The organism is Sulfitobacter sp. 1A13679 (genome assembly GCF_043557115.1).
GTDB classification, from domain to species: Bacteria; Pseudomonadota; Alphaproteobacteria; order Rhodobacterales; family Rhodobacteraceae; genus Sulfitobacter; species Sulfitobacter faviae.
Window position 1 is genome coordinate 14,672 of sequence record NZ_JBIFFO010000014.1, and the last position, 20,691, is coordinate 35,362.

Annotated in this window: 20 protein-coding genes; 6 read left to right on the forward strand and 14 right to left on the reverse strand. The window is 62.0% G+C overall.

Annotated features, from left to right (window positions below; all coding sequences use genetic code 11):
- Window positions 1–204 precede the first annotated feature (204 nt).
- On the reverse strand, window positions 205–2,151 hold the full coding sequence (gene thrS, locus ACGYLA_RS12125) for a threonine--tRNA ligase (RefSeq protein ID WP_394432718.1): 1,947 nt from the start codon (window positions 2,149–2,151) through the stop codon (window positions 205–207).
- Between the two features lie 172 nt (window positions 2,152–2,323).
- On the opposite strand from thrS, the gene ACGYLA_RS12130 reads away from it, so the two are divergent.
- The 3 genes from ACGYLA_RS12130 (at window position 2,324) to ACGYLA_RS12140 (ending at window position 5,266) form a co-directional block, all read left to right on the forward strand.
- On the forward strand, window positions 2,324–3,610 hold the full coding sequence (locus ACGYLA_RS12130; RefSeq protein WP_394432720.1) for an MFS transporter: 1,287 nt from the start codon (window positions 2,324–2,326) through the stop codon (window positions 3,608–3,610).
- A gap of 51 nt (window positions 3,611–3,661) precedes the next feature.
- Window positions 3,662–4,414 carry an alpha/beta fold hydrolase gene (locus ACGYLA_RS12135; RefSeq protein ID WP_394432722.1) on the forward strand — a complete coding sequence of 251 codons (753 nt, stop codon included), beginning with the start codon at window positions 3,662–3,664 and terminating at the stop codon, window positions 4,412–4,414.
- A 141-nt stretch (window positions 4,415–4,555) separates the two neighbouring features.
- Window positions 4,556–5,266, forward strand: coding sequence for an alpha/beta fold hydrolase (locus ACGYLA_RS12140; protein WP_394432724.1), 711 nt, complete (start codon window positions 4,556–4,558; stop codon window positions 5,264–5,266).
- A 9-nt stretch (window positions 5,267–5,275) separates the two neighbouring features.
- Here the strand turns inward: ACGYLA_RS12140 and phaZ are convergent, their stop codons facing one another.
- Window positions 5,276–6,607 (reverse strand): polyhydroxyalkanoate depolymerase, encoded by a 1,332-nt coding sequence (gene phaZ, locus ACGYLA_RS12145; RefSeq protein ID WP_394432726.1) that lies wholly within the window; start codon window positions 6,605–6,607, stop codon window positions 5,276–5,278.
- 50 nt (window positions 6,608–6,657) lie between these two features.
- Here phaZ and ACGYLA_RS12150 point away from each other — a divergent pair, with 50 nt between their 5' ends.
- From ACGYLA_RS12150 to phaR, 3 genes are all read left to right on the forward strand, one after another.
- Complete coding sequence (locus tag ACGYLA_RS12150; protein ID WP_394432728.1) at window positions 6,658–8,463, forward strand: PHA/PHB synthase family protein; 1,806 nt, start codon at window positions 6,658–6,660, stop codon at window positions 8,461–8,463.
- Window positions 8,464–8,614: 151 nt separating this feature from the next.
- The gene (locus ACGYLA_RS12155) at window positions 8,615–9,058 is read left to right on the forward strand and encodes a phasin family protein (RefSeq protein WP_067260985.1); all 444 of its coding nucleotides are present in this window, start codon (window positions 8,615–8,617) and stop codon (window positions 9,056–9,058) included.
- A gap of 143 nt (window positions 9,059–9,201) precedes the next feature.
- Entirely contained in the window at window positions 9,202–9,750 is a 549-nt protein-coding gene (gene phaR / locus ACGYLA_RS12160) for a polyhydroxyalkanoate synthesis repressor PhaR (protein ID WP_271687875.1), read from the forward strand.
- 31 nt (window positions 9,751–9,781) lie between these two features.
- Here phaR and ACGYLA_RS12165 read toward each other — a convergent pair whose 3' ends face one another.
- The 12 genes from ACGYLA_RS12165 to ACGYLA_RS12220 form a co-directional block, all read right to left on the reverse strand.
- Entirely contained in the window at window positions 9,782–10,960 is a 1,179-nt protein-coding gene (locus tag ACGYLA_RS12165; protein WP_394432730.1) for a DegT/DnrJ/EryC1/StrS family aminotransferase, read from the reverse strand.
- 204 nt (window positions 10,961–11,164) lie between these two features.
- Window positions 11,165–12,469, reverse strand: coding sequence for an NAD(P)/FAD-dependent oxidoreductase (locus ACGYLA_RS12170; RefSeq protein ID WP_394432732.1), 1,305 nt, complete (start codon window positions 12,467–12,469; stop codon window positions 11,165–11,167).
- Window positions 12,470–12,483: 14 nt separating this feature from the next.
- Window positions 12,484–13,845 carry a glutamine synthetase family protein gene (locus tag ACGYLA_RS12175; RefSeq protein ID WP_394432734.1) on the reverse strand — a complete coding sequence of 454 codons (1,362 nt, stop codon included), beginning with the start codon at window positions 13,843–13,845 and terminating at the stop codon, window positions 12,484–12,486.
- A complete protein-coding gene (locus ACGYLA_RS12180; RefSeq protein WP_394432736.1) occupies window positions 13,845–14,534 on the reverse strand; it encodes a type 1 glutamine amidotransferase in 690 nt (229 codons plus the stop codon). The genes ACGYLA_RS12175 and ACGYLA_RS12180 overlap by 1 nt, the downstream gene beginning before the upstream one ends.
- 10 nt (window positions 14,535–14,544) lie before the next feature.
- Entirely contained in the window at window positions 14,545–15,879 is a 1,335-nt protein-coding gene (locus ACGYLA_RS12185) for a glutamine synthetase family protein (RefSeq protein WP_067260995.1), read from the reverse strand.
- Between the two features lie 100 nt (window positions 15,880–15,979).
- A complete protein-coding gene (locus ACGYLA_RS12190; protein WP_394432738.1) occupies window positions 15,980–16,786 on the reverse strand; it encodes an ABC transporter permease in 807 nt (268 codons plus the stop codon).
- Window positions 16,783–17,667 (reverse strand): ABC transporter permease, encoded by an 885-nt coding sequence (locus tag ACGYLA_RS12195; protein ID WP_394432740.1) that lies wholly within the window; start codon window positions 17,665–17,667, stop codon window positions 16,783–16,785. Before ACGYLA_RS12195 ends, ACGYLA_RS12190 begins: the two co-directional genes overlap by 4 nt.
- 79 nt (window positions 17,668–17,746) lie before the next feature.
- A complete protein-coding gene (locus ACGYLA_RS12200; RefSeq protein WP_209219003.1) occupies window positions 17,747–18,484 on the reverse strand; it encodes a transporter substrate-binding domain-containing protein in 738 nt (245 codons plus the stop codon).
- Between the two features lie 24 nt (window positions 18,485–18,508).
- Window positions 18,509–19,285 (reverse strand): ABC transporter ATP-binding protein, encoded by a 777-nt coding sequence (locus ACGYLA_RS12205; RefSeq protein ID WP_209219002.1) that lies wholly within the window; start codon window positions 19,283–19,285, stop codon window positions 18,509–18,511.
- Window positions 19,286–19,396: 111 nt separating this feature from the next.
- Window positions 19,397–19,837, reverse strand: coding sequence for a TerB family tellurite resistance protein (locus ACGYLA_RS12210; RefSeq protein ID WP_394432743.1), 441 nt, complete (start codon window positions 19,835–19,837; stop codon window positions 19,397–19,399).
- Window positions 19,838–19,873: 36 nt separating this feature from the next.
- Window positions 19,874–20,311, reverse strand: a complete 438-nt coding sequence (locus ACGYLA_RS12215; RefSeq protein ID WP_209219000.1) for a TerB family tellurite resistance protein — start codon at window positions 20,309–20,311, stop codon at window positions 19,874–19,876.
- An 85-nt stretch (window positions 20,312–20,396) separates the two neighbouring features.
- Window positions 20,397–20,690 carry a DUF1330 domain-containing protein gene (locus tag ACGYLA_RS12220; protein ID WP_067261008.1) on the reverse strand — a complete coding sequence of 98 codons (294 nt, stop codon included), beginning with the start codon at window positions 20,688–20,690 and terminating at the stop codon, window positions 20,397–20,399.
- Between the last annotated feature and the right edge of the window lies 1 nt (window position 20,691).

The window sequence follows — 20,691 nt, forward strand, 5'->3', positions numbered from 1 at the left end:
TGTTGACAGGCTTACTAGAGCAGCCCGTTCGCTCACAAGCCAGTCACGAGCGAGTGTGTCACAGTCCCGTCAGAATTCACGCGGAAAAACGGCGAAAGTTGTAACGGTCCCGCGCAGGAAGGGAGGGATTGTTACAAAAACGCTCCGGCAGCTAGGGGGCATATTGCCCGCAAACCCGCCGGAACGCATGTTTGTTACAGCGCGTTAGCGCAGGTCAGGCGGGGTCGCGTCCTGTGCCAGTTCGGCGGTGAGTGCGTCGAGCGGCTGTACGGATGTCTGCTTCTGCCCCAACCGCCGGACTGAGACCGTGCGCTCTTCGACTTCGCGCGCGCCCACGGCGAGGATTACCGGCACCTTGCCCAGCGAATGCTCGCGGACCTTGTAGTTGATCTTCTCGTTGCGCATGTCGGCCTCGGCCCGGACCCCGGCGGCGCGCAATGTCTCCACGACCTCTGCCACATAGTCATCAGCCTCGGAGGTGATGGAGGCCACAACGACCTGCCGCGGCGCGATCCAGAAGGGCAGCTTGCCGGCGTGTTCCTCGATCAGGATGCCGATGAAGCGCTCGAAGCTGCCCAGGGTGGCGCGGTGCAGCATCACAGGGCGGTGCTTGTTGCCGTCCTGCCCGATGAAGCTCGCCTCCAATCGCTCCGGCAGGTTCGCGTCGACCTGCAGGGTGCCGCATTGCCAGTTGCGCCCGATGGCGTCGGTCAGGGTGAACTCCAGCTTCGGGCCGTAGAAGGCGCCTTCGCCTTCCAGCACCTCGAAGTCATAGCCCGCGGCCTTGCAGGCATCGCCAAGCGCCTGTTCCATGTGGTCCCAGGTCTCGTCCGAGCCGATCCGCTTTTCGGGGCGGGTGGAGAGTTTGATGGTCCAGTTATGGAAGCCGAGGTCGGCATAGACTTTGGACAGGAAGGCAATGAATTTAGCGGTTTCCGAGGTGATCTGATCCTCGGCGCAGAAGATATGGCCGTCGTCTTGGGTAAAGCCGCGCACCCGCATGATGCCGTGCAACGCGCCCGACGGCTCGTAGCGCGCGCAGGAGCCGAACTCGGCCATGCGCAGCGGCAGGTCGCGGTAGGATTTGAGACCTTGGTTGAAGACCTGAACGTGGCAGGGGCAGTTCATCGGTTTGAGCGCATTCACCGCCTTCTCGCGGGCGTGCTCTTCATCGACTTCGACGATGAACATGTTCTCTTGATACTTGTCCCAGTGGCCGGATTTTTCCCAAAGCTTGCGGTCCACCACCTGCGGGGTGTTGACCTCGACATAGCCGTCGCGGTCCTGCATGCGGCGCATGTAGTCCTGCAAGGTGGTGTAGATGCGCCAGCCGTTGGGGTGCCAGAAGACCTGACCCGGCGCCTCTTCCTGCATGTGGAACAGACCCATTTCCTTGCCCAGCTTACGGTGGTCGCGCTTGGCAGCCTCTTCCAGCATGTTGAGATGGGCGCGCAGTTTCTCCTTGCCGGTGAAGGCCACGCCGTAGATGCGCTGCAACATGGCGCGACTGCTGTCGCCGCGCCAATAAGCACCGGCGATGGACATCAGCTTGAAGGCGTCGCCCGGCACTTGGCCGGTGTGTTGCAGGTGCGGACCACGGCAGAGGTCTTGCCAGTCGCCGTGCCAATACATGCGCAGCGGCTCGTCGCCGGGGATCGCCTCGATCAGCTCGACCTTATAGGGCTCGTTCAGGTCTTCGTAATGTTTGATCGCGCGGGCGCGGTCCCAGACCTCGGTGCGGACTGGGTCGCGCTTGTTGATGATCTCCTTCATCTTCTTTTCGATCGCGCCAAGGTCTTCGGGGGTGAAAGGCTCATTGCGGTCAAAGTCGTAATACCAGCCGTCCTTGATCACCGGGCCGATGGTGACCTTGGTGTCGGGCCAGATTTCCTGCACGGCGCGGGCCATGATGTGCGCAAGGTCGTGGCGCACCAGCTCGTTGGCCTGTTCCTCGTCGGCCATGGTGTGGATGGCGATGCTGGCGTCGGCTTCGATCGGCCAGGCCAGATCGTAATGCGCGCCGTTCACGGTGGCGCTGATGGCCTTTTTGCCGAGCGATTTAGAGATATCGGCAGCCACTTCACCAGCGGTGATCCCGGCGTCGTATTGCCGGCTGTTGCCATCGGGAAGGGTGAGGGAGATTTGGGCCATCTTGGGCGCTCCTCGTCGGTTTGGCGCCTACGAGACGCCCGGTTGCGGGTTATGTGTCGGGCCTATGTGGCGGCGCGGACGCGGCTTGTCAATGCAAGTGAGACCGCTTCGGGAAAGTTGCGGCAGGGCGATGGCGCGCTATGTCAGGCGGGCAACAACGAGGATCGGTCAGATGCAAGACGACACGGCGCAGCGCGCATTCGAGACGATTTCGGGGGCGGACGACCCGGCACCGGGGTTGGACGACAAGGCGCAGCAGGCCGAGGCCCGCAACGGGCTGCGCCATATAGTGTCGCTGTCGATGACCAAAGTGGCCGATGGTCTGATCGACCCGAAACTGGTCTTGGCTTGGCTGTTGAGCGCCCTCGGCGCGCCTGCGGTTTTTGCAGGGGCCTTGGTGCCGATCCGTGAGGCCGGGTCGCTTTTGCCGCAGATCGCGCTGGCGGGCGTGGTGCAGCGCATGGCACGGCGCAAATGGGCTTGGGTCTGGGGCTCGGTCGGGCAGGGCGTGGCGGCGGGGCTGATCGCCCTTGCTGCGCTCAGCCTTGAGGGGGCCATGGCGGGCTATGCGGTCTGCGCCGCGCTGGCGCTGCTCGCCGTTTGCCGCGCAGCCTGTTCGGTGTCGTTCAAGGAAATTCTGGGCAAGACCGTGGGCAAGACCCGGCGCGGATCGGTGACCGGTTTGGCGGGGTCGGTCTCCTCCGTTGGGGTGGTGATCTTTGCCGGGCTGCTGATGTCGGGCCTGTTTCAAAGCCGGGGTGTCGTCGTGGCAGCCATCGCGCTGGCGGCGGCGCTATGGATCGGCGCGGCGCTGTTGTTTTCGACGATCATGGAAACGCCGAGCGAGACCGAAGAGGCCGATGGCGTGGATTTCAAACTCCTGCGCGGCAACCGCGATCTGTGGCTTTTCATTCTGGTGCGCGGGCTCTTGGTTTCTACCGCGTTGGCGCCGCCCTATTTGGTGGTGCTTGCCGGTTCGTCAGAGAGCGGGCAGTTGGGCCAATTGGGGGCCTTGGTACTGGCCTCCGCGCTTGCGTCTTTGGTCAGCTCCTACGTCTGGGGGCGGCTGTCGGATATGTCGAGCCGCCGTGTGCTGATGCTGACCGGCGTCGTTGGCGCAGTGGCGATGGCGCTAGCGGTGGGGCTGTGGTTCCTTGGTCTGGCGCAGGCGGTCTGGGCGATGCCTGCCGTGCTCTTCATCCTGATGATCGCCTATCACGGCGTGCGGCAGGGGCGGTCGACCTATCTGGTCGATATGGCCCCGAAAGACCAACGCGCCGCCTATGCTGCCGTCAGCAATACGGTGATCGGTCTGCTCTTGCTGCTGGCGGGCGTGCTGGGCGGCGGGGCCGCGCTAATCGGGGCGCAGGCGACGCTGATCCTATTTACCGTCATGGCGCTGGCCGCCGCCGTGTTGGCCCATTGGCTGCCGGAGGTTGAGCATCTGGCCGAGGACTGACTTGCCCTCATCCGCGCCGATGCCCATGATTGGACCAAAGACGGAGGCAGCATGGCAGACAGCAAATTCATCGACACGCCGCAGGGGCGGCGTATCGCCTATCACAAGACCGAAGGGGCGGGGCCCTGCGTGGTCTTTCTGGGCGGGCTGAAGTCCGACATGATGGGGACCAAGGCGGTCTATCTCGAAGACTGGGCCCGGGCCGAGGGGCGCGCCTTTCTGCGCTTCGACTATTCGGGCCATGGGGAATCGTCGGGCCTATTTACCGAAGGGTGCATCGGCGATTGGCACGAAGACACGCTGGCCGCAGTCGAGGCGCTGACCGAGGGGCCGCTGATCGTCGTCGGCTCCTCGATGGGCGGCTGGCAGGCGCTGCTCTTGGCGCGGCATCTGCCTGAGCGGGTCGCCGGGCTGGTCGGCATCGCCGCGGCCCCCGATTTCACCGAAGATGGCTATTGGGCGAATTTCACCGAGGCGCAGAAACAGACCTTGGAAGAGGTCGGGCGGGTCGAATTGCCGTCGGACTATATGGAGCCCTATATCATCACCCGCCGGATGATCGAGGACGGGCGCAAGCGGTTGGTGCTGCGCGATCCGCTGAACCTGCCGTTCCCGGTGCGCCTGGTGCAGGGCACGGCGGACACCGCCGTCAGCACGGCCACGGCGGTGCGGCTGCTGGAGCATGCGCAGAGCCCCGATATGCAACTGACACTGGTCAAGGACGCCGATCACCGGTTCTCGGACGCGGGCTGTCTGGCAATGATCGTCGAGGCGATCAACGCGGTCTCCGGCAACGCGGAGTGACCAAGGGCGCGGGCATGGAACCGCCGACGCGCCTGCGCCCCGCTGTCCCCCGAAACCGACCATGCTAAGAGACCGCCAAACCCAAGGGGGACGGCATGAAACCACGTTATTTCAACTGCATACCGCACCGGAGCCGGCTCAATGGCTGAGCCGATCGTTCTGCTGCCCGGCATGATGTGCGACGCGCGTGTCTTCACGCCGCAGATCCAAGCGCTGTCCCCGCGCGGGACCGTGGTGCTGGCCCCGATCACCCAAGGCGAACGGATCGAAGAGATCGCCTCGGGCCTGTTGGATCAACTGCCGCCGCGTTTCGCGCTGGTGGGGCAGGGCATGGGCGGTGTGGTGGCGCTGGAATTGCTGCGCCGCGCGCCCGACCGGATCAGCCGCATTGCCCTTTTTGCCACCCAAGTGCTGGCCGAATTGCCCGCCATTGCCGCGGACCGTGAACCGCAGATCATCATGGCACAATCGGGCAAGCTGGGGGAGGCGATGCAGGCGCGGATGGCCAATGGTTTCCTTGCCCCCGGCAAGGGGCGGGGCGAGGTGCTGACCCGCGCGATGGAGATGGCCGAGACGCTGGGCGGCGATGTCTTCGTCCGCCAATCCCGCGCACTGCAACGGCGGCGCGATCAACAGGCGGTGCTGCGCAAGTGCAAGGTGCCCGCGCTGGTGCTTTGCGGGGAGCATGACGCGCTCTGCCCGGTCAAACGCCATGCCTTCATGGCCGAGATGATCCCCTATGCCAAGCTGACGGTGCTCGAAGACGCGGGCCATCTGCCCAGCTTAGAGCAGCCAGAGGCGACCACCGCCGCGCTGCGCGACTGGCTGCATCAACCTCTGGTGCTGCAATAGGTCAGCGGGTCAGGCCGCTGCCGGTTTATCGCTCTTCTTGGCCTCAGGTTTCTGAGACGCGGGCTTTTGCGGCCCGGGCGTTTGGGGCGCAGGGTTTTGCGGCTCGGGCGTGCCGTTGTTCGCGTCGATAAAGTCAAGCACCAAGGGCCGGATGTTGTTGCGCCAGCTTTTGCCCGCGAAGATCCCGTAATGGCCCGCGCCCTGCTCTAGATGGCTGGCCTTTTTGGCATCCGGCAGTCCAGTCAGCAGATCAAGCGCCGCGATGCACTGGCCGGGGGCCGAAATGTCGTCCTTGCTGCCTTCGACCGTTTTGACCGCCACGGTGGTGATCTTGCCGATGTCGACCTGACGGCCCGCCACGGTGAAGACGTTGCGCGCGATCTCGCGCTCTTTGAAAATCCGCTGCACGGTCGACAGGTAGAACTCCGCCGGCATGTCCATCACGGCGAGGTATTCGTCGTAGAACTTGTTGTGCTTGTCATGCTCATGCGCCGTTTTTTGCGCCACGCGGGTGATCTGATTGGCAAAGGCATCGCGGTGTGTGTCATTATTCATCGAAATGAAAGAAGTAAGCTGCAACAGCCCCGGATAGACCTTGCGCCCCACGCCCGCGTATTTGAAGCCGACCTGCTGGATCATCATCTGCTCAAGCTGGCCCATGGTCACGCTATGGCCGAAATCGGTCACGTCTGTAGGTGCGGCATCGGGATCGATCGGCCCGCCGATCAGCGTCAGCGTGCGCGGCTGCGCTTCGGGCGCTTCCTCGGCCAGATAGGCGGTGGCGGCCAGCGTCAGCGGCGCAGGCTGGCAGACCGCGATCACATGGGTGTCCGGCCCGAGGTGATGCATGAAATCAACGAGGTAGAGCGTATAATCCTCGATGTCGAACTTGCCCGCGCTAACTGGAATATCACGCGCATTGTGCCAGTCCGTCACATAGACGTCGCAATCAGGCAGCAGGGAGATCACAGTGGAACGGAGCAGCGTGGCGTAATGACCCGACATCGGCGCGACCAAAAGAACCTTGCGGCCCGTCTCTTCGCGGCCTTGGACCGAGAATTTCAGCAAATCGCCAAAGGGCCGTTCCATCACCGGCTCGATGCTGACCAGACAGTCCTGCCCCTTGGGGCCGACCACCGGGGGAATGTCCCAATCGGGTTTGACGACCATGCGGGCAAAGGTCCGCTCCGTCACCTCACCCCAAGCGGCGAGCCATTCCATCGCAGGGTTTGGAAACAGAGAGAAAGCCGGGTAGGATGCCATAGCAAGCGCAGAAGCGCCGAGCCATTGATTGGTGTTCCGGATGGACTCCATCATGTCGTAGGTGGCCATATAGCGCATGTGGGGGCTCCTTTATGCTGCACCTGCGAAGATAGGAGGTAAGGGTTAAGATGACAACAGAATCCGAAAATCCCGAGATTGCCGAGCCTCCAGCCCTGTCTCGTATGGCGCAAAACTTGAAAAAGGTTGAAGAATTAAGCCAGCGCCTGACCCGTGTGATGGCGCAGCGCGAGGGCCATCAGCCCGCGCTCGATGGTCCGAACCAACAGCTTTTCGCCAAGGCGGCACAGTCTTACTGGGCCGAAGCGATGACCAATCCGGCCCGTTTGATGGAGCATCAGATGGGCTATTGGACCAAATCGGTCGCCCATTTCGTCGAGGCGCAGCAGGCGCTGGCCAAGGGCGGTTTGGCCCCGGTTGAAGAGGACGCGCCGACCGACAAACGTTTCGCCAACCCGCTGTGGCAGACCCATCCCTATTTCAACTTCATCAAACAGCAGTATCTGATCAACGCCGAGGCGCTGCGCCAAGCGGTCGAAGATGCCCAAGACATGGACCCGGCCGAGAAAAAGCGGCTGGTCTATTTCAGCCAGCAGATCATCGCGATGATGTCCCCGACCAACTTCCTCGCCACCAATCCCGACGTGCTGGAACGCGCGGTTGAGACTGAGGGCGAGAGCCTCGTGAAAGGTCTGGAGAACCTGATCGCGGATCTGGAGGCCAATAACGGCGAGCTGGTCGTGAAACTGGCGGATGACAGCGCCTTTGAGCTGGGCCGCAACATCGCCACCACGCCGGGCAAGGTAGTGTTTCGCAACCGCATGTTCGAGTTGATCCAATACACCCCCAGCACCGAAGAGGTCCATAAAACCCCGCTGCTGATCTTCCCGCCGTGGATCAACAAGTTCTACATTCTCGACCTCAAGGCGCAGAACAGCCTCGTCAAATGGCTGGTCGATCAGGGGCACACGCTGTTCATCGTCTCATGGGTGAACCCCGATGCCAGCTATGCCCAAATCGGCATGGAGGATTACGTCGAAGAGGGCTACCTCGCCGCGATTGAAGAGGTGAAGGCGATCACTCAGGAAAAGCGCCTCAACGTGGTGGGCTATTGCATCGCCGGCACCACGCTGGCGCTGACCCTGTCGCTGTTGAAAAAACGTGGCGATAGCTCGATCAAATCCGCCACCTTCTTCACCGCGCTCACCGATTTCTCGGATCAGGGGGAGTTTCAGCCCTTCCTCACCAATGATTTCATCGACGGGATCGAGGCCGAGACGGCGGATAAGGGCATTTTGCCCTCGGTCGTCATGGCGCGCACCTTTTCATTCCTGCGGTCCAACGATCTGGTCTATGGACCAGCCGTGCGCAGCTACATGATGGGCGAGACGCCCCCGGCCTTTGACCTGCTCTATTGGAACGGCGACGGAGCCAATCTGCCGGGGCAGATGGCGATGCAATACCTGCGCGGTCTCTGCCAGCGAAACGAATTGGCCGAGGGCGGTTTCAAACTGCTCGGAGAGCGGCTGACACTGGATGATATCGAGGTGCCGCTCTGCGCCGTGGCCTGCGAGACGGATCACATCGCGCCGTGGAAAGACTGCTACCGCGGGGTGCAGCAGATGGGGTCGAAGGACAAGACCTTCATCATGGCGCAATCGGGCCATATCGCGGGCATCGTCAATCCACCCAATCGGAAGAAATACGGCCACTATGTGAACGGCGATCTCACGCAGGACTACGCCGCATGGCGCGAGGCCGCCGCCTTTCACGAAGGGTCTTGGTGGCCGCGGTGGGGCAAGTGGCTCACCAAACGGGCAGGGGCAATGATTCCCGCACGGTTTCCCGGCGACGATGGGCGCGAAATTCTCGCCGATGCCCCGGGCAGCTATGTGACCCGCAAGGCAAACGACTGATTACCTTAGGTAATCCAAACACCCTTCGGGCTCATGCTGCAATGCAGAAAAAACCTTGAAATGCTGCGCTGCGGCATCTATGTTGTGGTCAGACGCGAAACGGACGGGTCTCCCCGCTCCCTTGCCACAGTAGCATTAAAAGGATTGAGACATGACCAAGACACCTGACATGACCGCGATGTTCAAAGACGTTCTGGGCGCTTTCCCGGTGGATAACGCCGCCATGCAAGACGCATTCAAAAACACCGCCACCCTGAACGAGAAACTCTCCGGCGTTGCCTTCGACGCGGCTGAAAAATCCGCCGACATCTCCACCGCCTGGACGAAAGAGACACTGGCCCGCCTGACCGAGATGACCAAGGTCAAAGCCGAGCCCACAGACTATGCCAAAGCGATGACCGATTTCGCCTCCGCCTCCGCCGAATCCGCGGCCGAGCATATGGCTGCCTTCGCCGAGATCGCGAAAAAGGTTCAGATGGACACCGTCGAGCTGATGATGTCGGCTGGCAAAGACCTGCAAAGCGACGCCAAAGCCGCCACCACCGAAGGCGTGGCCACCGCACAGGCTGCCGCCAAAAAAGCGACTGTGAAGTAAATTTGACGCTGGGCTCTCCAGCGCCAAGGAATGCTTAAAGAAAGGGCAGGTCCAGACGGGCCTGCCCTTTTGTCATGCGCTCTTTCTATTTGCCGATCGCTGTCCTAAGCTGCGATGCAGCACCATTGGTCGGGAGTAATATCATGGCGGACAAACCGAAGCCTTTGCTGATAAAACGCTATGCCAGCCGCAGGCTCTACAACACCGAAACAAGCGATTACGTCACGCTGGAAGATATCGCCGGTTTTATTCGCGATGGCCGCGAGGTTCAGATCGTCGATCTGAAATCCGGCGACGACCTGACCCGGCAATACCTCTTGCAAATCATCGCCGAACACGAAAGCCGGGGCGAGGCCGTCTTGCCGGTCGATGTGCTGACCGATCTGGTGCGCAGCTATATGTCGGGCAATGTCTCGGTGGTGCCGCAGTTCCTGCAGGCCTCCTTCGACATGCTGCGCGATGGCCAGTCCAAGGCGATCGAGAACATGAGTGCGATGAACCCGATGGCCAAGATGCCCGGCATGGAAGCGATGCAGGCGCAGCAAGAAGCCTTTATGAAGGCGATGACCGGTGGCTGGGCCAAATCAACCACGCCAGAGCCGCCCAAACAACAGGCCGAACAGGGCGACGATTTGGACGCGATCAAAAAGCAGTTGGCAGAGTTGCAGGACAAACTGTCAAAGTTGAACTAACCCCAGAAGACGCGGGCGTCGCGCGCCCGCCTCAGGCCGCCTGCGCCTCGGCCACATCCCTCAGCGCGCCCAAAATCACATCCGCCACGGCGTCGATCTCCTCCAGCGTCAATTGCACCGGCAGCCGCACGTCGCAGGCCCGCATCAGCATGGCGCGGGTGCGCGGCAGTTCGGGCAGGTCTTCGATGAATTGCCAGTTCCAAAAAGCGCGGGCGTTGTCGGTGCTTTGGCCAAAGACCTGCACCTTCACCCCCACCGCCTCCGCCGCTGCCGCGAAAGCGCGGATGCTGGCGTCAGAGAGGCCCACCAGATTGAACTGGATCGAATCCGGCGCGCGGGTCTCACCGGGCAGGGGGCTTGGCACCTCGATCAAGGGGGAGGCCGCCAGCCGCGCCGCCATGTGATCGTGATTGCGCAGTCCATCGGCCACCCGGCGCGGCAAATGCGGCAATTGCGGCCGGATGATCGCAGCCGAAAGGTTGGACATGCGCAGATTGTACAGCGGCAGCCGGTTCTGCCATTTGGCAAAGCTGTCTTGCAGGGCCGCGTGTTTCTTCCAATTATGCTCATAAGCGCCCGACATGATGATCGCCCGCGCCACCAGATCGGCGTCATCGGTGATCAGGATGCCGCCTTCGCCTGCGTTTATCATCTTGTAGGACTGGAAGGAAAAACAGCCGATCTTGCCAATCGTCCCGAGTTTCCGCCCCCGCCAAAGCGTGCCCAGCGAATGGGCCGCGTCTTCGATCACCGGCACGCCAGCAGCCTCGCAAAGCCCCATGATCGCATCCATATCCGAAGTATGCCCCCGCATATGGCTGATGATCACCGCCCGAACGCCCGGCAGTTTGGCGGCGAAATCCTCCAAATCCACACGGTAATTCTCGCCCACCTCACAAAGCACCGGCTTGCAGCCTGCGTGGATCACTGCAGAAGGCACGGCAGCAAAGGTGAAACCCGGGATCAACACCGGCGCCCCAACCGGCAAGTCCAAAGCAAGCAAGGACAGAAACAGCGCGGCCGAGCAGGAGGACACGGCCAGCGCATATTCACTGCCCATCATCTGCGCAAATTCGACCTCCAACAGGGAAACAGGCGCGTCCTTGGCCGCAGTATAGCGAAAAAGATCGCCACTTTGCAAAAGCTCCGCAATGGCGGCCTCCGCTTCGGCAGGGATCGGTTCGGCACGGTGCATGTCAGGCAAAGCCATATTTCAAAATCCTGAATAACGATTTCCAGAATAGTAAAACAAACGCCTACGCAAACCAAGGGGGGATGCCCCCACAACAGGCCACCCCCTCTTCCCCTTCATCCTTTCTCAAATACCCTCGGGGGAATCGCGCCAAAGGCGCGATGGGGGCAGAGCCCCCGCACTCCACCACCAGCCAACCCCGCGCGACCGCTCAGAGCGAAGTCAAAGCTCCAACCGATCCCGCGTCGCATACCAAAGCATCGCAAGCACCAAAAGCGGGCTCCGCAGAGAGGCCCCGCCGGGGAAAGCCTGCGTCGGGATCGCGGCCATCGTGTCGAAACCCGCGGCATCGCCTTCGATCGCCTTGGCCATCAGATAGCCCGCATGGGTCGCGGTCCCAACCCCGTGACCGGAATAGCCCGAGGCCGAGAGGATGTTCGGCGCGAGCCGGGCCACATAGGGCAGGCGCTTCATCGTGATGCCAAGAGTGCCGCCCCAAGCGTAGTCGATCTTAACGTCCTTCAAATGCGGAAAGACCTGCGACATCGGTTTGCGCACCTTGGCGGCGATGTCCTGCGGGAAGCGATAGCCATAGCTCTCGCCGCCGCCAAACAGCAGCCGTCCGTCGTGCGACAGTCGGAAATAGTTTACCACAAAGCGGCTGTCGGCCACGGCCACGTCGCGGGGCAGCACGTCTTTCACGCGCGCGCCCAAGGGTTCGGTCGCGGCGATGAAATTGTTGATCGGCATGACCTTGGCGGCCACGTCGCCGTTGAGCTTGCCCAGATAGCCGTTGCAGGCCAGCACCACATGATCGGCGCTCACGCTGCCCGTGGCGGTTTGCACCAGCGCCTTGCTGCCCTCGACGATGTTCTCGGCGGGACTTGTCTCATGAATGCGCACGCCTGCGGCGGCAGCGGCGCGGGCAAGGCCGAGGGCGTAGTTCAAGGGGTGCAAATGCGCGGCCCCCATGTCGAGCACGCCGCCCTTGTAGTCGGGCGAGGGGCAGACCGATTGCAGCGCAGCGTGATCCAACACTTCGATCTCATCATAGCCATAGCGCTTTTGCAGATGCTCTGCATAATCGTGCAGATGCCGCACGTCAGATGTGGTGGAGCCGGTCCAGGCCACGCCGGGCTTCAGGTGACAGTCGATCTCATGTTTCGCGATAAGGGATTTGACCAGTTCCTTGGCGTCTTCGCCCATCTGCCACAGCTTGGCGGCATGGTCTTCGCCCAGCATCTTTTCGAGCCCATCTTGCTCGACCCGTTGGCCCGAGCCTAACTGTCCGCCATTGCGCCCCGAAGCGCCGAAACCCACGCGCTGCGCGTCCAAAAGCACCACGTCGTAACCTGCCTCGGCCAGATGCAGTGCGGCGGAAAGTCCGGTGTAGCCGCCGCCAACGACACAGACATCGGCCTTTGTATCGCCCTGAAGCGGCGGGTAGGCCGCGTGTTTCGTGGCAGTGGCGGCGTACCAGCTGGTGGGGTACTGGCCGGGCGTGTCATTGGCGTAAAGCAGGTTCATCGGGCCTCCGGGCGTTAGACGTTCATCAGCAGATGTTCACGTTCCCAAGGCGAGATGACCTGTAGGAACTCCTCATATTCCGCGCGTTTCACGATGGAGTAGACGCGGGCGAAATCGGGGCCCAACGCCTCGTGCAATTCCGTCGCTTCTTCAAAGAGATCAAGCGCTTGGCCCAGAACCTGCGGAATATCCCCTTCGCCGACATAGGCATCGCCCTTGAATTCGGGCAGCGGGTCTTTCTGCTGGATCAGCCCCAGATAGCCGCAGGCGAGGCTGGCGGCGATGCCGAGGTAGGGGTTGCAGTCCATCCCGGCGAGACGGTTTTCCACCCGGCGTGATTTCGGCCCCGAGAGCGGCACGCGAATGCCCGTGGTGCGGTTGTCGCGGCCCCATTCAAGGTTGATCGGCGCGGCGTGATCCTTGACGTAGCGGCGGTAGGAATTGACATAGGGCGCGATCACGGCCAGTGCGCTTGGCATGTGGTTTTGCAAACCGGCAATGAAATGGCGGAAGGGGGCGGTCTCTTCGCCTTCGGCATCGACAAAGATGTTTTCGCCGGTTTTCACGTCCAGCACCGAATGGTGGATATGCATGGCGCTGCCCGGCTCATCGGCGATGGGTTTGGCCATGAAGGTGGCGTAGCATTCATGCCGCATCGCGGCTTCGCGGATCAGCCGTTTGAAATAGAACACCTCATCGGCCAGCCGCACCGGATCCCCATGTTGCAGGTTGATCTCAAGCTGGCCCGCGCCGCCCTCTTGGGTGATGCCGTCGATCTCGAACCCCTGCGCCTCGGCAAAGTCGTAGATGTCGTCGATCACGGGGCCGAATTCATCCACCGCGGTCATCGAATAGGCCTGCCGCGCCGCTGCCGGGCGGCCCGAGCGGCCCATCATCGGCAGGATTTCCTTGGCCGGGTCGATGTTGCGGGCCACGAGGAAAAATTCCATCTCGGGGGCGACAACCGGCTCCCACCCCTTGTCGCGGTAAAGCTGCACCACGCGTTTGAGCACATTGCGCGGCGAATAGGCCACCGGCTTGTCGTCGCGGTCATAGGCGTCGTGGATGACCTGAAGCGTCCAGTCCCCGGTCCAAGGTGCGGCGGTGGCCGTGTCCATATCCGGGCGCAGGATCATGTCTTTTTCGATGAAACCGTCATCGCCCGCCGCTTCGCCCCATTCGCCGGTGATGGTCTGGTAGAAGATGCTGTCGGGCAGGTGGAAATACTCTTGCCGCGCGAATTTCGACGCCGGGACGGCCTTGCCCCGGGCGATGCCGGGCAGGTCGGGGATGATACATTCCACTTCGTCCAGACGCCGGCCCTCAAGATAGGCGCGCGCCGCTTCGGGTAGTGCTTCTGTCCAATCCTCGGCCATCAGGCCCTCTCTTTCCTGTTGTCTTTAAAGAATGCGGCCATTTGGTCCGCGATTTTTTGGTTGTCGATGGGGCCGCCCAAGGCGGCAGTCGCCTGTTCCAGCAGATGCTCGGGCACCACGCCCTTGCCGCGGGTTTTGATCAAGCCGTCGATGAAGTCATGGCCGAACTCAGGGTGCGGCTGCACCGTCCAGATGCGGTCGTCATAGGCCAGCGCCGCATAGGCGCAAAAGTCAGATGAGGCGACGACGCGCGCCCCTTCGGGTAGGTCCACGATCTGATCCTGATGCCATGCGTTCAGCGCCAGTTTCTCACCATCCATGTCGTATTCGGTGCGGCCAATGGACCAGCCGTTGGTAAACTTCTCGACCTTGCCGCCAAGCGCTTGGGCGATGATCTGATGCCCGAAACAAACGCCGATCATGGGGCGGCCATCGGCATAGGTCTGGCGGATGAACTCCTCAAGCGGCGGGATCCAATCGTGATCTTCATAGGCGCCGTGTTTCGATCCGGTAATAAGCCAGCCGTCGGCCTCTGTCACGCTGTCGGGCAAGACACCATCGACGACCGACCAGATTTGAAAGTCAAACCCGTGGCCGTCCAGCAGTTTGGTGAACATCTCGCCGTAGTCGCCCAGCTGTTCGCGAAAGTCGTCGGGGGAATGGCCGGTTTGCAGAATGCCGATTTTCATGTGTCACCTGTTACACAGTGTCGAGATAGATCTCGACCTGTTCCTCTGGGGTCAATTCCTGCATGTAATGCAATTCCTGACGCTTCGTCAGCACGAAGTTGCGGATCATCTCGGGCGCGAAAATCCGCGCGACATGGGGGCAGCTTTCAAACAGGTCGATGGCGGTTTTCCAATCGCTCGGCATGCGCGGCAATTCGGCGGCATAGGCGTTGCCGGTGATCGGGGCGGGCGGCTCAAGCGCGTCTTCGATCCCGTTGAGCGCGGCACCCAACACGGCGGCGAGCATCAGATAGGGGTTCACATCCCCGCCCGAGACGCGGTGTTCGATGCGCCGCGCCTTGTGGCTGCCCGAGGGGATGCGGATCGCGGCGGTGCGGTTCTCATAGGCCCAGCAAACCCCGGTGGGCGCATGGGATTCCGGCACCATCCGGTCAAAGCTATTGGCATGCGGGCAAAAGACCAGCGCCGAGCCCTGCATCGCGTTCATGCAGCCCGCCACAGCGTGGCGCAGCGTGTCGGTCCCCTTCGGCCCGCCATCGTCAAAGATGTTGTCGCCCTTCTCATCCAATACCGAGAAATGGGTGTGCAGGCCGGAGCCGGAGTAATCCTCGTAAGGTTTCGCCATAAAGCTTGCGGCAAAGCCGTGCCGCCGGGCCAGTCCCTTGACCAGCATCTTGAACAGCCATGCGTCATCGGCGGCGCGCAGGGCGTCGTCGCAATGCATGAGGTTGATCTCGAACTGACCCAGACCCGCCTCGGAAATGGCGGTGTCGGCGGGGATGTCCATCTCTTCGCAGGCGTCATAAAGATCGGTGAAGAACAGATCGAACTGGTCAAGCGCGCGGATCGACATGGTCTCGGCCGCCTTGCGCCGCTTGCCCGACCGGGGCGACACAGGCACCTGAAGGTTGCGGCCCGAATCGTCGATCAGGAAGAATTCCAGCTCAACGGCGCAGACCGGCGTCAGCCCGCGCGCCTTGTAGCGGTCCAGGACCGCGCGCAGCGCATGGCGCGGATCGCCGGGGTAGGGGCGGCCATCTTCGCGGAACATCCAGATGGGCAGCAGGGCCGAGGGCGCGTCGAGCCATGGCATCGGCATGAAGCCCCGTTCGGTCGGTTTCAGTACGCCATCCGCATCGCCCGTTTCAAACACCAGCGGGCTGTCGTCGATATCCTCGCCCCAGATGTCGAGGTTCAACACCGAGACGGGAAAGCGGGTGCCCTCGGTCGTGACCTTATCGGCAAAGCGCGAGGGGATGCGCTTGCCCCGGGCTTGGCCATTGAGGTCTGCGGCGGCCACACGAATGGTGCGGACCTGAGGATTTTTGCGAAGCCAGTTGTTCATACATCACCTGAAAGGGCGGTGGGCATGTCACAAAGCGGTTCGCCCGGGGGCAAAAGCGGTTGGCGCCCACGCGCCGCGTAATTTGATCAAATAATGGATACTACCGGATCAAATTAGGACGCAAGCGAATTTTACGGCGTTGCGCTTGGGGCAGGTGGCGGTTGAGGCGGGAATTGATCAAACCAAAGACGCCGATGATGCAGAGCGTCAGAAGGATGAAATACCCGGCAAGAATGGGATAGGGGACGAAGGGGTTGAAGGTCTTATCCGCGAAATAGCTGGCGTAGTAGAGCGCGTCGCCACGCTGCTGCCATGCCGGGAAACCGCTGAAAAACACCAGCGTCGTGGCGTGAAACAGGAAAATCGCCTCATTCGTATAGGCGGGCCAAGCGAGCCGCAGCGAGGTGGGCCAGATCACCCGGCGAAAGCGTGACCAACCCGACAGACCATAGGCATCCGCGGCCTCTACGTCCCCCTTAGGGATGGATTGCAGCGCGCCGTAAAAAATTTCGCCCGAATATGCGGCAGTGTTAAGAAAGAGCACGATCAACGCGCCCAGCCATGCCGCCGTGAAGGGGGCGAAGAAGGCGTATTGCGATTTCAGTGACAGAAACAGGAAGTAGCCGAAAAAGAACTGGATGAAGAGCGGCGAGCCACGGAAGATGAAGATGAACCACTCCGCCGGTTTGCGGAACCACGGGTTCGCGCTGGCCTTGCCGACGCCAAGCGCCGTGGCAAAGAAAAAGCCGGTCAACAAAGCGACGACGCCGAAATAGACGTTCCAGATCATGCCCGAACCGATCAGCGTGAACTGCTCGCAAAGCGTGAAACCGTCGCGCGGCAGCAGCCGCTCGCCATAGCCCAAGGACCGCAGACCGTAGTCCTGAATCGTTTGCAGACAGCTCATGCGCCGGCCCTCCGCTGGGCTTCGCCGCCGGTGGTGGCTTGGCCGCGTGTCAGTCGTTTCATCAGACGGTCCAACGTGATCTCGGAAATGCGGGTGAAGAGCAGGTAGAACACCAGCAGCGCGAGGAAGTACCACATGCGCCAGTCCGGGTGCGGGTAGTCGGTAAAGCGCGGCGTTTTGGTGCCGCCCAGTTCACGCGCCCAATAGACGATGTCTTCGACACCCAGCAAAAACAGCAGCGGCGTGGCCTTGATCAGCACCATCCACAGGTTGCTGAGGCCGGGCAGGGCATAGACCCACATCTGCGGCACCAGCACCCGCCAGAAGGTCTGGCGGTGGGTCATGCCATAGGCTTCGGCGGTTTCGAGTTGCGGGCGCGGCACGGCGCGCATGGCCCCGAAAAGCACATTGGCCGCGAAGGCCCCGAAAACGATGGCAAAGGTAAAGACGGCGAGGCCGAAGCCATAGGTCTCATGCACCCATTGGGCGGCATTGCCCAGGGGCATCTTGGCTTCTTGGCAGACGACGAAGTCGCTGCCTTGGCGGATCGGCATTTCCCAATCGGGGCAAAGCACCTTGTGGCGCAGGTACTCGATGCCCTGATCCAAGGCGATCACGAAAAATAGGAAGAAGGCGATATCCGGCACACCGCGCACCAGCGCGATATAGCCCTTGCCGACCCAGCTCAGCGGCGCGAAACGCGCGCGTGCCATCATGGCCCCGCCAAAGCCGAAGGCCAGTGCCACGGGGGCGGTGACCGCCAAAAGCAGCAGGACCTTCAGGAAGGACAGGTAGAAGGACATATGGACGCCGGTGGTCAGGTAACAGGCGGTCCAGAGCCAGTCATTCAGGGTCGACGGATCGGTGCAGAAAGAGAACATGGGCCCCCGTGGGCTGATCTGCGCGCGGGGCCCGCGCAGGCATGGTCAGGCGCGCCGCGGGGGCGCGCCTGAGATGGAATCACTCGTAGGTGGTGGTGTCTTCGCCGAACCACTTCTTGAGCATCTCGTTGAGCGAGCCGTCTTCCTTCATCTCAGTGATGACGGCGTCGAAGGTGTCGCGCAGCTCGGTGTCGGACTGGCGCAGGCCCATGCCGATGCCACCGCCGAGCGGCACATCGTCACCCACGAACATCAGTTCACCGCCGGATTCCTCGACGATCGGCACGAGGTAATCCTTGTCGGCGAAGACCGCGTCGGCCTCACCGTTGCGCACGGCGGCGACGGTCTCTTCCGGGGTTGCGAATTCGATCAGCGTGGCGCCGCTTTCGGCAACATAGCCCGCCTGAATGGTCGCGGTCTGACCGGCGACAACGCCGCCTTCGAGGTCCGCGTCCTCAGAGGCCGCCACATAGGCCGAGGCGGTGGGCGGATAGTAGTTCTGCGTAAAGGCGATGACTTCCTTACGCTCGTCGGTGATGCTCATGCCCGCCATGATGGTGTCGTAGTTGCCCGACACGAGGTTGGGGATGATGCTGTCCCAATCGTTCTTGACCCATTCGCAGGTCAGCTCAGCGCGCTCGCACAGCTCGTCGCCCAGCTCACGCTCGAACCCGTCGACTTCGCCGGCGTCGTTGATGAAGTTGTAGGGGGGGTAGGCGCCCTCGGTGCCCATGCGGATGGTTTTGCCATGGGCTTCGGCCATCGCGAAGCCAGCGGTCATGCTGAGCGCGACGCTTGCCAGTAGGATCTTTTTCATTTGGTAACTCCCTTTGGTTCTTGTTTACGCAGGCTGGGTTGCCGAAAGGAACCCACGCAGACGTTCCGATTTGGGCGCGCCGAAGACCTCTTCGGGCGTCCCTTGTTCTTCGATCAGACCTTGGTGCAAAAAGACGACATGATCGCTGACATCGGCGGCCAGTTTCATGTCATGGGTCACGATCACCATCGTGCGCCCCTCTGCGGCCAGATCCTTGATAACCTTGACGACTTCCTGCTCCAATTCAGGGTCGAGCGCGCTGGTGGGCTCATCAAAGAGCAGCGCCTCGGGCTCCATGCAGAGCGCGCGGGCGATGGCGGCGCGCTGTTGCTGGCCGCCGGAGAGCTGGGCGGGATAGACATCGCATTTGTCGCCGATGCCGACCTTTTCCAGATAGCCACGCGCGGCGCGCTCTACCTCCGCCCGGTCGCGGCCCAGCACGGTCAGCGGCGCTTCCATCACGTTTTGCAGGATCGACATATGCGCCCAGAGATTGAACTGCTGGAAGACCATGGACAGGTTGGTGCGGATGCGCAGCACCTGTTTGGCGTCCGCCGGGCAGCGCTGGTGGCCGTCGCCCTTCCACCGCACCGGTTCGCCCTTAAAGATCACCTCGCCCTGTTGGCTGTCTTCGAGCAGGTTGCAGCAGCGCAGCAGCGTCGATTTGCCCGAGCCGGACGACCCGATGAGCGAGATCACATGGCCACGCGGGGCGGTCAGATCGACCCCTTTGAGAACCTCCAGCGCGCCATAGGCCTTGTGGAGGTTCTTGATCTGGATAACCGGGGTGTCTGTGGTCACGGAAACTGTCGCCAATCTGTCATTTCAGTGCGCTATAAAGCGACGAATCGACGGAAATTGCAACGCAGAGTTTGCCCCGCGTTGCATCACAGTCCCGGTGCTGACGCTAGGTCAGTTTTCTTTGGCAACACGCTGGCGCGCCATGGCGCTGTCGGTATCGGTGACGCCCAATAGGTTCGACACCAGCCGCAGCAGCGCGTCTTCTTCGTCGGAGCGGCTGCCGTCGGCCAGAACCACCTGCCAAAGCGCCTCGATGACCTCCAGCCGGTGCTCATAGGGCACCGCATCTTTGATCGCGCGGGTAAAGCGCACGGTGTCGGGGGCTTGGGCCTCCAGCGCCTCGGCCTCTCTACGCAGGGCGGTGGCGTCGGCCTCGTTCAGGCCGTAGCGCTCGGCGGCGATCCGGTCGATCAGGCGCCGCTCGCTCATTGCGTAGTCATTGTCGGACCGGGCGATGCGCACCAAAAGCGCCGTGAGCGCGAGGCGGGCGTCATTATCGGCCAATGGATCGGGTTCGGGCTGGGTCAGCCGTTTGAGAAAGTCACCAAACATATATGCGTCATCATCCTGCTGCGGGAAAAGGGAATGTCATAGCGTGTTTAAAGCGTTAGCCCGGGCTGCGGCCATATCCTCATCCGACAGGCCAAGGGCGGTTTCGATGGCGACAAGCTGAATTTCCTCGTCATCATTGCGCGCCCCGTCCGAAAGGGCCACCTGCCACATCGCCTCGCCCAATGCCTTGCGGTCGGCATAGTCGACCTCTTCGCGCAGGATGCGGGTGAACTCCGGCGTGCCGGGGGCGTCGCGCTCTAGCGCTTCGCAAGTGGCACGCAGTTTCGCCGCCTCGATGGGTTTGAGGCCGAAGGTCTGCGCCAGAATGCGGTCGATCTGGCCGATCTCGGAGGCGCGGTAGTTGCGATCGGCAAAGGCCACACGCACCAAAAGCGCGCCAAGTGCCAGTTGGGCATTGGGCTGCGGCAAAGGTTTCGGCTGCGCCTTGCGGCGGGGGAACAGTCGGTTCAGCATGGGGCTCACTTATCGCAGGAAACAGGGTCGCCATAGAGGAAACTGCGCATCGGGGGCGCAGGTTCCTGCAAGGGGCCACACGGGCTTAGCCGTCATAGCCCTCGACGATCACCAAAGACCCGTCCGCCACGTTCAGGCGAATGTCTTTTGCCCGCTGGTAGCCGGGGCTTTCGTAGCAGGCGACCGCGTCGGCATAGCTGTCGAATTCCAAAACAACGGTGCGGGCGCGCATCTGCCCTTCGCGGATCTGCTGGGTGCCGCCGCGGACAAGGAAGCGCGCGCCGTAGTCCGCAAAAGGTTTGGCATTGGCAGCACGGTATTTGTCGTAAATCGCAGTGTCGTGGATATCCATGGTGGCGATCCAATAGCCCTTTGGCATT

What these genes read in the sequence shown, in the direction of transcription:
- thrS (WP_394432718.1), bottom strand. Translation starts at nt 2,151, where the DNA reads ATGGCCCAAATCTCCCTCACCCTTCCCGATGGCAACAGCCGGCAATAC.
- ACGYLA_RS12130 (WP_394432720.1), top strand. Translation starts at nt 2,324, where the DNA reads ATGCAAGACGACACGGCGCAGCGCGCATTCGAGACGATTTCGGGGGCG.
- ACGYLA_RS12135 (WP_394432722.1), top strand. Translation starts at nt 3,662, where the DNA reads ATGGCAGACAGCAAATTCATCGACACGCCGCAGGGGCGGCGTATCGCC.
- ACGYLA_RS12140 (WP_394432724.1), top strand. Translation starts at nt 4,556, where the DNA reads ATGGCTGAGCCGATCGTTCTGCTGCCCGGCATGATGTGCGACGCGCGT.
- phaZ (WP_394432726.1), bottom strand. Translation starts at nt 6,607, where the DNA reads ATGCGCTATATGGCCACCTACGACATGATGGAGTCCATCCGGAACACC.
- ACGYLA_RS12150 (WP_394432728.1), top strand. Translation starts at nt 6,658, where the DNA reads ATGACAACAGAATCCGAAAATCCCGAGATTGCCGAGCCTCCAGCCCTG.
- ACGYLA_RS12155 (WP_067260985.1), top strand. Translation starts at nt 8,615, where the DNA reads ATGACCAAGACACCTGACATGACCGCGATGTTCAAAGACGTTCTGGGC.
- phaR (WP_271687875.1), top strand. Translation starts at nt 9,202, where the DNA reads ATGGCGGACAAACCGAAGCCTTTGCTGATAAAACGCTATGCCAGCCGC.
- ACGYLA_RS12165 (WP_394432730.1), bottom strand. Translation starts at nt 10,960, where the DNA reads ATGGCTTTGCCTGACATGCACCGTGCCGAACCGATCCCTGCCGAAGCG.
- ACGYLA_RS12170 (WP_394432732.1), bottom strand. Translation starts at nt 12,469, where the DNA reads ATGAACCTGCTTTACGCCAATGACACGCCCGGCCAGTACCCCACCAGC.
- ACGYLA_RS12175 (WP_394432734.1), bottom strand. Translation starts at nt 13,845, where the DNA reads ATGGCCGAGGATTGGACAGAAGCACTACCCGAAGCGGCGCGCGCCTAT.
- ACGYLA_RS12180 (WP_394432736.1), bottom strand. Translation starts at nt 14,534, where the DNA reads ATGAAAATCGGCATTCTGCAAACCGGCCATTCCCCCGACGACTTTCGC.
- ACGYLA_RS12185 (WP_067260995.1), bottom strand. Translation starts at nt 15,879, where the DNA reads ATGAACAACTGGCTTCGCAAAAATCCTCAGGTCCGCACCATTCGTGTG.
- ACGYLA_RS12190 (WP_394432738.1), bottom strand. Translation starts at nt 16,786, where the DNA reads ATGAGCTGTCTGCAAACGATTCAGGACTACGGTCTGCGGTCCTTGGGC.
- ACGYLA_RS12195 (WP_394432740.1), bottom strand. Translation starts at nt 17,667, where the DNA reads ATGTTCTCTTTCTGCACCGATCCGTCGACCCTGAATGACTGGCTCTGG.
- ACGYLA_RS12200 (WP_209219003.1), bottom strand. Translation starts at nt 18,484, where the DNA reads ATGAAAAAGATCCTACTGGCAAGCGTCGCGCTCAGCATGACCGCTGGC.
- ACGYLA_RS12210 (WP_394432743.1), bottom strand. Translation starts at nt 19,837, where the DNA reads ATGTTTGGTGACTTTCTCAAACGGCTGACCCAGCCCGAACCCGATCCA.
- ACGYLA_RS12215 (WP_209219000.1), bottom strand. Translation starts at nt 20,311, where the DNA reads ATGCTGAACCGACTGTTCCCCCGCCGCAAGGCGCAGCCGAAACCTTTG.
- ACGYLA_RS12220 (WP_067261008.1), bottom strand. Translation starts at nt 20,690, where the DNA reads ATGCCAAAGGGCTATTGGATCGCCACCATGGATATCCACGACACTGCG.